This window comes from Catalinimonas locisalis (assembly GCF_038039535.1).
In the GTDB taxonomy this organism is placed as follows: domain Bacteria; phylum Bacteroidota; class Bacteroidia; order Cytophagales; family Cyclobacteriaceae; genus Catalinimonas.
Genome location: NZ_JBBPHP010000077.1, coordinates 1 through 12,445, shown reverse-complemented (window position 1 = coordinate 12,445; position 12,445 = coordinate 1). Strand labels below are relative to the sequence as shown.

Annotated in this window: 11 protein-coding genes and 3 pseudogenes; 8 read left to right on the top strand and 6 right to left on the bottom strand. The window is 36.2% G+C overall.

The features are described from left to right. Together WJR50_RS33485 and WJR50_RS33480 are read left to right on the top strand one after the other, a co-directional pair. Window positions 1-351 (top strand): annotated as a pseudogene (locus WJR50_RS33485) (hypothetical protein); the annotation flags it as partial. A gap of 29 nt (window positions 352-380) precedes the next feature. Further along, complete coding sequence (locus tag WJR50_RS33480; RefSeq protein ID WP_341297683.1) at window positions 381-1,031, top strand: transposase; 651 nt, start codon at window positions 381-383, stop codon at window positions 1,029-1,031. A gap of 180 nt (window positions 1,032-1,211) precedes the next feature. Here WJR50_RS33480 and WJR50_RS33475 read toward each other — a convergent pair whose 3' ends face one another. The 3 genes from WJR50_RS33475 to WJR50_RS33465 all read right to left on the bottom strand — a co-directional run bounded on the left by WJR50_RS33475 (window position 1,212) and on the right by WJR50_RS33465 (window position 4,065). Beyond that, entirely contained in the window at window positions 1,212-2,336 is a 1,125-nt protein-coding gene (locus WJR50_RS33475) for a GAF domain-containing protein (RefSeq protein ID WP_341297682.1), read from the bottom strand. Between the two features lie 1,121 nt (window positions 2,337-3,457). After that, on the bottom strand, window positions 3,458-3,757 hold the full coding sequence (locus WJR50_RS33470) for a HigA family addiction module antitoxin (RefSeq protein WP_341297681.1): 300 nt from the start codon (window positions 3,755-3,757) through the stop codon (window positions 3,458-3,460). Beyond that, window positions 3,757-4,065 carry a type II toxin-antitoxin system RelE/ParE family toxin gene (locus tag WJR50_RS33465; RefSeq protein WP_341297680.1) on the bottom strand — a complete coding sequence of 103 codons (309 nt, stop codon included), beginning with the start codon at window positions 4,063-4,065 and terminating at the stop codon, window positions 3,757-3,759. The genes WJR50_RS33470 and WJR50_RS33465 overlap by 1 nt, the downstream gene beginning before the upstream one ends. Before the next feature lie 787 nt (window positions 4,066-4,852). On the opposite strand from WJR50_RS33465, the gene WJR50_RS33460 reads away from it, so the two are divergent. From WJR50_RS33460 to WJR50_RS33440, 5 genes are all read left to right on the top strand, one after another. Then, window positions 4,853-5,893 carry a replication initiation protein gene (locus WJR50_RS33460; RefSeq protein WP_341297679.1) on the top strand — a complete coding sequence of 347 codons (1,041 nt, stop codon included), beginning with the start codon at window positions 4,853-4,855 and terminating at the stop codon, window positions 5,891-5,893. Between the two features lie 59 nt (window positions 5,894-5,952). Next, the gene (locus tag WJR50_RS33455; RefSeq protein ID WP_341297678.1) at window positions 5,953-6,705 is read left to right on the top strand and encodes a ParA family protein; all 753 of its coding nucleotides are present in this window, start codon (window positions 5,953-5,955) and stop codon (window positions 6,703-6,705) included. Next, window positions 6,698-7,588 (top strand): ParB N-terminal domain-containing protein, encoded by an 891-nt coding sequence (locus tag WJR50_RS33450; RefSeq protein WP_341297677.1) that lies wholly within the window; start codon window positions 6,698-6,700, stop codon window positions 7,586-7,588. The genes WJR50_RS33455 and WJR50_RS33450 overlap by 8 nt, the downstream gene beginning before the upstream one ends. 29 nt (window positions 7,589-7,617) lie before the next feature. After that, a complete protein-coding gene (locus tag WJR50_RS33445) occupies window positions 7,618-7,803 on the top strand; it encodes a hypothetical protein (protein WP_341297676.1) in 186 nt (61 codons plus the stop codon). Between the two features lie 244 nt (window positions 7,804-8,047). After that, window positions 8,048-8,278, top strand: a complete 231-nt coding sequence (locus tag WJR50_RS33440) for a hypothetical protein (RefSeq protein ID WP_341297675.1) — start codon at window positions 8,048-8,050, stop codon at window positions 8,276-8,278. 510 nt (window positions 8,279-8,788) lie between these two features. Here the strand turns inward: WJR50_RS33440 and WJR50_RS33435 are convergent. The 3 genes and pseudogenes from WJR50_RS33435 to WJR50_RS33425 form a co-directional block, all read right to left on the bottom strand. Continuing rightward, a pseudogene (locus WJR50_RS33435) lies at window positions 8,789-9,721 on the bottom strand (RHS repeat-associated core domain-containing protein); the annotation flags it as partial. Window positions 9,722-9,941: 220 nt separating this feature from the next. Beyond that, window positions 9,942-10,484 (bottom strand): hypothetical protein, encoded by a 543-nt coding sequence (locus WJR50_RS33430; protein ID WP_341297674.1) that lies wholly within the window; start codon window positions 10,482-10,484, stop codon window positions 9,942-9,944. Then, a pseudogene (locus tag WJR50_RS33425) lies at window positions 10,481-11,272 on the bottom strand (RHS repeat domain-containing protein); the annotation flags it as partial. The gene WJR50_RS33430 and the pseudogene WJR50_RS33425, both read right to left, overlap by 4 nt. Before the next feature lie 208 nt (window positions 11,273-11,480). On the opposite strand from WJR50_RS33425, the gene xerA reads away from it, so the two are divergent. Next, the gene (gene xerA / locus WJR50_RS33420; protein WP_341297673.1) at window positions 11,481-12,311 is read left to right on the top strand and encodes a site-specific tyrosine recombinase/integron integrase; all 831 of its coding nucleotides are present in this window, start codon (window positions 11,481-11,483) and stop codon (window positions 12,309-12,311) included. Window positions 12,312-12,445 lie beyond the last annotated feature (134 nt).

Genomic DNA, 12,445 nt, shown 5'->3' with positions numbered 1-12,445 from the left:
GCATATTTAAAGGCAAATGCTTGCCTTGAAAATATGCAGCCCAAAGACACTCAGCTAGATTGGACAAAGTATATCCAGATATACCATAACCAAGACAAGGTAACTAATGAAGAAGATAACTTAAAGGATGCTTTGCAAGCTTTGCCAAAAGAGAAGAAGCGACTGCGCTCTAATAAGACGCATTATAGCCCTGCTGATACAGATGCTCGGATAGCTAAGAAAAAAGGAAAACCAAGCAACCTGTATCATTTAGCTAGTATGTCTGTTGACACGTTTAGGCATGTCATTACCGGGCCCCGGGGGCTCATATTCAGTCAGATTTTGCTGATGAAAAAGATTCTCGTCACTTAATAGATATTGTTAATAAAACCAAGCAAAACTTGAGAGGATTAGACCTGAAAATGTATAAGGTTTTGGCTGATGGTGGTTTTAGTTCGGGTTTCAATTATGCATTGTTAGAAGCTGATCATTTAGAAGGATATGTAGCCTTATATGGTAAATACAAAAGCCAAAGAGAAGGATTCACCTATAATGTTGACCAAGACCTTTATTTGTGTAAACAGGGAAAAAAGCTCGTAAACAAAGGAGTCAAAACATACGGAGGGTATTTTAACTATTATTATTTTAGTAGCGAGAGCGACTGTAGAAATTGTCCTATCGTCAGAGCATGTTGTGGCAAGAGTTCCCGTAAGAAGCTCACTGTAAGTGCCTTTCGTAATCATTTTGATCGCATGGGAAGTCGCTTAACAAGCTCATTAGGACAAAGAATGAAGAAATTACGAATGTCTACTGTTGAGCCTGTTTTCGGTAGTTTGATAAACTATTTTGGCTTGAAAAGGATTAATGCTAAAGGTAAAGTTGCAGCACATAAATGCATGCTAATGTCTGCTGCTGCCTATAATCTGAAGAAGTATGTGAAGTTCTTGAGGCCAAGAAAAGTAGAGGTCAATCAACTGGCAATGAGGGAATTTTTGCTCATGATTATAGACTTAAAACAGAGGAAATCTGGGATATTATTGAGGGGAGAGTAAAATCATTAATGTGGGCAAGCATAATTAAAGGCATAGTATGAGTTGTGCAACAGTCACGTCCCTTTTATACTACTATAATTATTTTAGTATGATATGAAAGGCAAAAAAACACTGGGCATTTTTCTAGTGAGCATAAATGATAATTACTGAATGTTTTACTCGTTGTTTCAATCTATCCTTCTACTGATCAGTGTTATTTTCTCCGCAATTCACAATTCTTGATCTTTTTTTAAAATAAGCTTCGTTGAGTTGTTGTGTATATTCATCCATTTCTTCTGCCACTTTTTTAATATAGTTTATGTAATCCATCAGGGTATCTTTCTCCAAGCAAAATTCTTCAATTGTAGCCGTCAAGCCTAACATCGTAGTTATGGGCCTGCGCATGGTGTGAGAAATATCAAACAAGACCTGTTCTAGGGTCTTTACATATTCTTTTTTTTGTGTCACATCTTGAAAAGTACCATACCAAACTACTGTTCCATCCTCTTGCTTTTCTGGTTTTGCATTAGCCCAATGCCAATGAATCTCACTTCCCTTACTAATTATTCTATATTCTACATTTAAATTCGTCAGCTTTACGAATGACTCTTGCAAGCCTTTCTGAAAGAGGCTTAAATCATCTGGATGGATGACTTTAAATCCTATTTCTGGTTGCTCTTTAAATGCCTCTATATCTAGATTGGGAAATATATTTGCAAACCCTTCACTAAGAAAAGGAAATGACATACTACCATCGGGTTTCATCGCCAATTGAAAGATAGCCCCAGGAGCCTGATCCGTCAACTTTTTTAGCCTGGCTGCACTCAATTCTATCTTATCCTCTTGCTCAAGAAGATGTTTCCGTGTTTCCAAGTAACTCATCACTTTCTTTGCTAAAAGTAATAAAGCCTTTTTTTGACTATCAGTAATCTTGTGAGGCTTATGATCAATAACACATAAGGTTCCCAGCACATTTCCTTGGAGAGATTCTAAAGGGGCACCCGCATAAAAACGAATGTAAGGCTGCCCCACAACAAAAGGATTATCTTTGAACCTATTGTCATGTAATGGATCATCCACTACCAGTACTTCCTTAGAGTTATGCAATGCATGCTGACAAAAGGTATAATCTATAGGGACTTCCTGAGCTTGTATCCCTTTTTTAGCTTTATACCATTGGCGTTTCTCATCGATAAAGGAAACTAATGAGATAGGGGTATCACAGATTGCTGAGGCTATTTCAGCTAGCTCATCTAACTCTTGTTCTGGTGAGGTATCTAGTATTTTATAAGAATTAAGATCCTGTAATCTTACTTTTTCACTCATCTAAATCTGGGCTATGTAAAGGGATAAACAAGTTCAGAAATTTCCCACTTTCTGGTTTTTAATCTCATTTTGACATTCTCAATAACTGGATTATCAATTGTTATTTGCGTCTGTATAATCAATGTTTGCCTTCGTACGGCACTACTAAGCATTATGCTAAACAAAGAAAATATTCAGAATAGATAATGTACTAAAAAATGCATCTAAATCATATGTTCAACATCCAAGCTCATGCTACTATTGTCCACGCCACTACATTGTATAACTGGTATGGAATGACAGGATGCAAATCTGAATTGCTTCAAGATCTATGGTAAATAACATAAAGGGTCTAGTTCTGGCATCCTAATATTTACTGTCATCCGAATAAAGACGGTTGTGGTTATTTACAATATAATTTTTCTTTCCTACTATCTTCGGTGTCTATGCAGGTGGTTGCTTAGATTCCATCAACTTACGCTAGAGTAACGCCTCCTTTACGCTATTGATCTGAACTTTTACGCAAGTTTTATGAATCTTCCTTGTGTGCCCTGCATGTAGCGCGAACAAACTTACCTAGCCACAATCCTCTGTGTAACATTGCTATTCCCTGGCTTGTAAATCTTCCCCCCCCTATTACACCGCTTTTTCTTTGGCAGCGAGTTTGGCACTTTTTTTTGCCAAAAAGTGCCAAAACCCGGTACAGCATTCATAGTGTGAAAAGGTAGAGATGATCATGACTTTTAATTCACATGAATTCTGAGGTAGCTAAAACTTCAAGATCAAAGCTTGTCACTTAGAGTGAAAAGTTATTATAAAATAAACCCTCCTTTATACGGTAATGATTAACTGTAAAAATTGATTGGATGTGTAGTTAGCAGGTCAAAAAAAGACTTTTTCTCTCACCTACTCCTTTTGGCTAGAAGTTATTCTCGCATCATGGAGGATATTTATGTCATTTTAGAGATATTCTCATAATATCACCCATTTTCTAAAAACACTCAATAATTCCATAAATAGTAATTCCTATTAGTAACAGGATAAAAAGTAAATTAACTATGTCAATCTCACGGGTAAAAATAACATCTTTACCCTGATTCATTATTTGGATGGAATTAATGAAGCACTAACCATAAATTTTTTCAAACACTCGCTTTTTCTAACCTTACTTTATCAAGATCGTATTCGGCTTGCAGTCGCACCCAAAAGCTGGCACTGATTTCTAGCAGAGTCTCTAATTTTAAAGCCATAGATGGGCTAATATTTCTTTTTCCGTGAATAATTTCATTGAGATGGGAAGCTTTCATGCCCAGTTCCTTCGCAAAAGCATTTTGAGGTATCTCACGTGCTTCCAGTTCATCCAAAAGAATTTCACCCGGATGAATAGGCTCTGCACTTTGAACCTCTACTCCATTTTTGTCTACTACTTTATAATCTGCCATTATTCGTAATGTTTACTGAGTTCTGTAATTGAAATCACTTTTTCAATTTGAAGCTGATCGTCTTTGATCCTAAAGAGGACTCGATATTGTTTATTGACCCTAACAGAAAATAGTCCTTGGAGATTACCACTTAAAGCTTCAAAATTTAGGCTCCTAAAACTTCTTAGCTCTTGAATACCATTTACCATCTGGAACACTCTTACAGTCTTCCGATATTGTTTGACTACAGTAGCCTGATATTTTGGTTTTCCCTTAGGTTTACCTCTGTAAAGATCCAGCAAATATTCATCTTCAAATTCAACAATCATCTATTCAAAATTATTCCCAACTTTAGGGAATTTCCGTTATATTACCAAACGTAGCAAATGCAGCATAGGTTATGATCGTGAATTAGTGAGAAAGTGTCTCACTGATTTACCAAGAGGAATGAGAAGTTTTACATAGACAAGAGATTAATGAAGATTGCTATTGGTTTCTGATCAAAGCAACCATCATACTGGACAATTCAATTAATACACTTAAACGTCGAAATTGTAATAGTTTGTCAGAAGTGTAGAATATTTCGCGTCGAATTTGTAATAAGTCAAAATCTATTAGCAGAAGAAATACGGTTTTTGAGCTAGAAAAGAACAATTGAGATCGAAAATGTAATAGACGTCGAATTTGTAATAGAATAAGTCGAAAATGTATTAGTAAAGCGTCGAATTCGTAATATTTCACGTCGAAAATGTAATGGAAATAATCGAAAATGTAATAGCAACACCACGTAAATTACTGTAAATCAGATACTTACCCAACCCCATAAACATATATAAATATTAATAAATTAAAATAAACTTTATTTATTTAGTATTAAATAAACAGTCTGAGAAGATATTAACTCTTGAAAAAAAAATTTATTATCAATTCTAACTATTACAATTTCGACGTAAAAACCCAAAATTAATCTTATAAGAAAAAAAATTGACTGAAATACTGTTTATTTAAATTTTGCGAACTATTACAAATTCGACGACAAATTACAGTGAACGTTAAACTTCGTATGTTGAAGTAGTCAAAATATTATAAATTGACCTTTAGAATTACATAAACTCTATGCTTGTAGAATATCATAATCCGCGAAAGCTAGTAGTACAACACAAAAAACTCATTAATGCCCGTTTTGACATGAGTTTAAACGAGCTAAGAATATTTGTTTATATGTTATTGCAGATTCGAAAGGACGATAAAGAGTTTAGAGATATTCGTATTCCCTGTCAAATGTTACAAAGTGCGAAGAAGTCAATTCACTATACAGAAATTAAGGCAGCGACACATGAACTTACTAGGAAGAGTTTACAGATAGAACAGACTATCAAGGGAGGTAGAAAAAAATGGGAGTCCATTCCTTTAATGAGCATCTGCTCATATACTGAGGGTGAAGGATATATTGTAGCATGTTTTAATGCCAAAGCGGCTCCATATCTATTGAATTTATCAGAGAATTTTAAAGCAGTAGAATATCAGAGGTGGAATAACCTGAATAGTGTCTACTCCTACCGATTCTTTTGGTTCCTGGTCCAGTTCGAAGATTCAGGGTATTTTGAGGTTAGAGTTGACGAATTAAAAGAGATGTTGCATTTGGAAAAAAAGTATAAACTTTATTCAAACTTCAAAAATAGAGTGCTGATACCTGTACAGGAAGACCTAGAAAAGAATAACTATCCTTTTACTTTCAGAGAAGATAAATGCGGGACGCGAAAAGTAGTCAAGCTAAAGTTTTTCTTTGGTAAGAAAATAGGATTCAATAAAAAGGAAAAAGCTAAAAGAGTACCTAAGTCACAGCAAAAAAATGGACAGCAAATTATAAATTTAGATAGCGGAATGCATTCTGATAATCACGCCTCTCGCAGAAAAGAAAAGGCTACAAACTTAGATCAATTAAGTAAATGGATGCTTCAATTAGGCTTTTCTATTGTAGAAGTTTCTCACTACAAAGAAAAAATTGAATATAAAGAGCTTAGAAAGAGTGTATATGGATTGCAAGCTAATTATGTAGGTAGCGAAAGGTCTTTACTTGAAGTATACAAGATAAGTAAAGAGTGCTTGGATAATCTATTAGGAAATGAGGAAAAGTGTAGCGAGACAAATTCTTAAGAGCATTAGACATGATATTCATGCTCCAAAGGCTGTAACATTTTAATTAATCATTTAGTATGGTCATCAAAAGTATAATTAATCATAAAGGAGGAGTTGGGAAAACTACCACCACTCTTAACTTGGGAAAAGGCCTTTCAATTGAAGGTTATAAAGTATTGATAGTTGATATTGATCCTCAAGCAAATTTATCACAATCAGTAGGAATTGAAGATCCAGAGCAAAGTATTTATCATACCTTTTGTGAAGATAAACCTCTTCCGATTGTACGACTTAGTGAAACACTTGATATTGTTCCTTCAGACCTAGATTTGACAGTAGCTGAAAGTAAATTACAAGCCTTACAAGTCAAGGGGTATCTTGCTTTAAAAAATGCACTGGCAGCTGTTAAAAGTGAGTATGATTATATTTTAATTGATTGTCCTCCCTCCTTGGGTATATTAACTAATAATGCTCTACTAGCCTCTACTGATGTAATGATTGTTTTACAAAGCCAATATCTGCCTACAAAAGGAATGGACACCATTATGGCAGCAGTAGAAAGTGCTAAAGGTCTTAATTCAACTCTCAATGTATCAGGTATACTAATTACACAAATTGATCATACGGTAATGAGTAAAAGCATTATCGATGCAGTTCGTGATACTTACGATGGTTTAGTATATCAATCTATGATACGAAGGAATATTTCTGTCGTAGAAGCAAGCTCACTAAAACAAGATATTTTTTCCTACGATAGTAAATGTGCAGCTGCTGAAGATTATAAATCACTAACCCAAGAGATGTTGGGTAAATTAGTATATCATGGCTAAGAGTAAGAGAGAAAAGTTGAGTGTTGCCCTGTTTAAGGGCGCAGAGAATGATATAAAAAACAATATTACTATTGATCCTGAACTGGATAATCTCATTCCTCCTCTTTCTGAAGATGAATTAGAACAACTTGAAGTAAGCCTCAAACAAGAAGGTTGTAGAGAGCCATTAATAGTATGGCAGTCTGGAGATAGCTTTATTTTGATAGACGGACACAACCGATATAGACTATGTCAAAAGAACAATATCAAATTTGATATCCGCCTTAAAAACTTCAATAATAAAGGGGAAGTTAAGGATTGGATGATAGGTAATCAGATGGCTCGTCGTAACCTTACTCCTTTACAAATGAGCTATTTAAGAGGAATTAGATATGAAAATGAGAAGCATACCTGGGGTGGAAATAGAGGACGAAAAGAAGCAAATGGACAAGATGTCCACTTGCCCACACCTACTGCTGCGAAACTATCCGAAGAGTATGGTGTAAACGAAAAAACCATTCGCAGAGATGGGCAGTTTGCATTAGCGCTGGAAAAATTGACTGGTAATGATCAGGATTTACGATGGAATATTCTTAATGGAAATATCAAAGCAGGTAAAAAAACCATTACAAGCTTAGTAGATAGTGAACCTAAATATCTCACTCAGATTCAGAAGAAAATTCGAGATACAGAAAGTTTAGAAAAGACTATCACCCTGCTGCAAAGTGAATCATTGGAAGATGAGGAAACTAATGAAAATGAACAGGTCAAGGTTTTAAAAAAATCATTAGCATTTCTTACCAATAAGGCACTAAAAATGAGTAAAAGTGACCCAAGACGTAAAGAAGTAATCAAAGAGTTAAGGCAGAATTTCAAAGAGTTTTTAAAGGCATTAGAGAGCTAATCTCTTTTATCTTTCAAAATATAGAAGAGATGAAAGCATACGAAGAAAGTCTTAAGACTTATAGAGATCAATACAGTGTGATTGAAACTGCTAAAAAAGAAGGTGCTAGTGAAAGAGAGATTGAGATAGCCAAATCAATGAAAAAGTATGGTGACCCCATTGAAAAAATATCAGCAATCACAGGTTTGACTAAAGAAGAAATAGAAAAACTGTAGTTCTATTTTTCACAGGCATCCATACTTTGTCGCCAGTATAAAAGGCCTTTAAAACGTTAAATTTAATTAATGTTAACGCTTTCAGGGGTAGGGCAGGGGTTGTTTAACATATAAGCGATTATTGCACTTTCAAGAAAAAGTACTCTATACCACTGGTTATTATTGATCATATGCAGGCAAAAGAAGCTTTCACAGTTCTAACCGGCTCAGAGAGTAGGGCTTCATGGCAACATGTTAGGAAGGTATGAATAGTTGTGATGTTCGCCCTTTTGTGGAGATGACTGCTATATTGGCTGAAGCTTTAAGGGTATCTTTGGATTACTTGGTAGGGGCAACAGAACTGGAAGTGGATACGAACATCCTAACAAAAATCCAGCAGATACAACAGCTGCCCGAGAAAGATTGGGAACATCTATTTTATCTGCTAGATAATATCATACAAAATGTTAAAGCCAAACTAGCTTTTGCTTCCTAAAGAGAACGAAGGCGTTGGGCAAAAGCTTAACGCACTAGAGAATGGAATAGTAAATTCAAACATTTACAATTTAATTGATTCCATACCTTCTTAAATTCTTCTTACGTATAGCCAACGTATAGAATATAGTTTGTACTACAATAAATATAATTGAAATTACAATGATTATCCTTTCTCTTCTTTGCATATTTGGTAACCCTTTAACTGTGCTCACAGAGGGGTATTTTTGGTTGTATTGAACAGTAACAGTATCTATATTGAACGAATCAAAGTAATTACTTGAAGTTTTGAATTCATTTTGAAATTTCTCGCCATTAACACTATATACATAACTAATATAGACCAAAGAAGAATCTCTTTGAACATTTAAATCTATGTCTCTAGGTTCAACATATTTAAACAAGCTTCCAAACCCATTATATGCAGTAAACATAAACAATGAATGTATTAAAAAACTACCCCAGAATAAAAGACCAACATAATAAAAGAATTTTACTACTTTTTTCATCATTATCTATTTTCCAATTCTTTTTGAATTGATTCAGTTACTACTCCTATGCCAGCTGCGGCCTTGTTAGTCTGTGATGGTACATTTCTATTGATTATGCCTATTGCTTTTCCTAATTCATTGGCGTAATTGTCTACATTCTGATTTATTACGCTTTGAGGTAGTCCTCCCTGGGCACCGTCTGCCCTTATTGTTTGGGCAGTGCTTTCAATTTTTTCCTGCACCATTTTAACTCCTGTACTTGTAGCCTTGGTTGTTATTGCTTTAAGAGCTATTCCTGTAGCACCTCCAACTGCGCCACCTATGGCTCCACTGACTGAACCAGAAATTGCTTTCTCTCCCATATTCTCCGTACTTATATTTAAAGCGGCTTCTTTAATGCTCATATCTTTACCTAGAATACTTTCAACCATTTGACCTGCTGCATCTCCAGCAACCGCACCAATTGCACCACCTGTAGCACCTGCAGCTGATACCATCGCAATACCTCCTGCTACTGCTGCAACTGTAGTTGTTCCTCCTGTACCAACTACAGAACCAGCAACTAATGCTACTGCACCATCAATAGCAGCTCCCGTAATTGCACCTGAAACACCTCCTTCAACAGCGCTAGCAAAAATAGCCGTTCTATCTCCTCCACTCTTATAAGCTTTATATGCTCCTGAAACTGCTCCTATGGTACCTCCAATAACAGTCCCAATCCACTCTCCATCTACATCTATATTTTTTATAGGATTTCCAGCACAATAACCATAAGTAGAGAGGGAATAGTATGTCTCATTCATTGGATCAATTACATGAAACCTTCCAATAGCTGGATCATACATTCTGGCACCATAGTCGTACCAGTCTAGCCCCATTTCATCCTGAAGTTCTTTTCCGTTGTAGAGGTACTTATTACTCAACTCCCTGCCACTACTCTGATTGTGAGATAAACCGAAGGGAGAGGAGTCAAGCTTATATTGGTTCTGTTCATACCATAAATAGCATACCGTTCAGCAGATGGATGAAGAGACCAAAACCGTGGTGCGCTGGTTCCTGGATTTAGCGGTCAGAGATTTTCAGGCTCGCAAAGCTTATGCTTCTTGACTACAGTGCCTAAAAATAGGTGCATTGCAAATGCACCTATGTGAGGTGATGTGTTATATCTTTAAGCTAAGCTTGACTAAGTAAAAGTCCATAAATCCCATTTTGTATTGCAAGTAGGTCTGATGTCAAGATGGCAATCGGTATTTTAGTCAGCCTTTTTTCATTGAAGTAGGGGTCTGTTGCATAAAAATGTTTAGCAAGCATATAGTCAATCATTTCTATTATTTGTTGGTTTTCCGGGAAATCTACTTTCAACTTCTTCATTTCTAGTTGAAGCTTCTCTGATAATCTACGATCGACGAACAGTTTTCTTGTATCATTTCCAGATCTACACCCGTTACCGAGAAGCATGGTTTCTGGATTTATCCCACCTGCCCGAATGATAAGTTCATCTGAAACCGCTTCTATGCTTTCAACCATGCTAATTACTCTATTGATGAATTCACTGTTGCGTGAAATTAGCATTGGCTTCAAATCAGATACAATAGTCGATTGAAGCATTAAAGCGGTGCGTCCTTCACACATGAACTTATTATTTGGATTTGTCTCAGAACAGGAAGCAAAACAAAGCAAAGCTATCAATATATTTATATGTGTTTTTACAGTCATCTTTTTATCAGGTTATATTTAATGCTATCTTCTCTATTTAATGGTTGTCCTTGAGAATAATTTCCATTATCTAAGCGGACTCCTTTTACAGGTCTACCATAAAAATCTTGATAAATAACTGAATCCCCTTCTATTTCTTTGGGATATTCATTTTTAAATAAGTTGCTAATCAAGTCATTGCCCTTGTTAAGAGCCTCAACAAAATCTAGATCTCCTTTACTAAATTTACTCATGGCACCATAGCCAATTAGCTCCAACAATCCGTTACCATCAATTGCTTCTTGTGTTTTATCAGCTTTCATTGCTTCCATAGGCCCACTACTTCCGTCTACTTCTATTGGCACACCACTTATTTGAGTTGGTTCAGAAGATCCGCTGGAGAGATCATTTTCGGTATTTAGTGATGTATTACTATTTTCACCCCATAATTCTGTAAAAATACTTTTAATTGAGTTGAAAGTTTCTTGTAATGAAGCCTCTTGTTGCTGGTAATAATCTTGTTCCACCTCCTGTGGAGATTTATTACACTCTGGACAATCAGGATCTTGAGGCATCATCCCATCGGGATCAATAAATCGGATCGGATTATCAAAGGCGTAATTGTAAGGAGAAAATCTTCTCATCTGATCAGCCAGCGGGTCCACGACATGCCACCTTCCTATGCTAGGATCATACATCCTTGCGCCGTAGTCATACCACCCCAAGCCCATTTCATCCTGGAGTTCTTTGCCATTGTAGAGGTACTTGTTGCTGAGATTTCTACCTGCTTTTTGGTTGTGAGTTAACCCGAACGGGTAGTAATCCTATTAAGAATTTAGTTCTTTAACATATACAAGCCTAGTACTGCCTTGCCATTTGTAACCCTATAAGAAGTATACTTCAAATGACTATACGCTTACAAACGTTTACAAACATTTAGTTTTTTCTAAACGACTACAATCGTTTGTTAACGTTTAAAGGACGAAAGTAGCAAATTTCGCATGTAACTTTGCCCTTATGGATATTATCGCACAAGTCAGGCAAAAACTTATTTTGAGAGGCTATAGCCCCAGTACCATCCGAGGCTACAGTCAGATGTTGAGCATCTTTGTGCGCTACTTTCCGGGAAGAGACCTTAGTACAGTTACCGAAGAAGAGGTCAAAGCCTTTATAATGCATCATATGGCAGTGAAGCAAAGGTCCCGCTCTTATCAAAACCAACTGATTAATTCCATCAAGTTTTACCTGGAGCATGTACTAGGTAGACCCCGTACCTACTATGATCTGGACAGACCCAAGAAAGTATATACCCTACCTATAGTGTTGTCCCAGGAAGAGGTGAAATCAATATTGGCCACAGTAGGCAATCTCAAGCACCAGGCAATCCTTCAAACTGTGTATGGTTGTGGCTTACGCCTCTCAGAGCTCATCCATCTCAGGATAAGAGATATAGATTCCAAACGTATGGTGGTGGTCATCAAACAAGGCAAAGGAGCCAAAGACCGTTTGGTTCCTCTATCGCCTAAGCTTCTAGAGCTACTGCGCAGGTATTTTAAAGAATACCAGCCAAAAGAATACCTTTTTGAAGGAGAAAAGGGAGGGAAATATGGTAGAAGGAGTGTGCAACAGATCTTTCAAAAAGCAAGGATATCAGCAGGGATCCAGAAAAAAGCAACCTTACATACTCTGCGGCATAGTTATGCCACGCATCTATTAGATGCAGGGGTTGACCTGAGGTATATTCAGGTATTGTTAGGGCATTTTAGTAGTAAAACTACTGAGATATACACACATGTAAGTAAAGCGCATATCAGAAAAATTACTTCTCCCTTAGATGCTATTACTTAGAATTCAATTATCTTAAGGGAGATATAAGTGAAACATGCGCAACGCGCATGTTCTAATGTTCTCGGCAATTGTAAGATGAAGAAAAATTTCAATACAATCCTTACCATTCTAGTTTTAATATTGGCAGTGCTTCA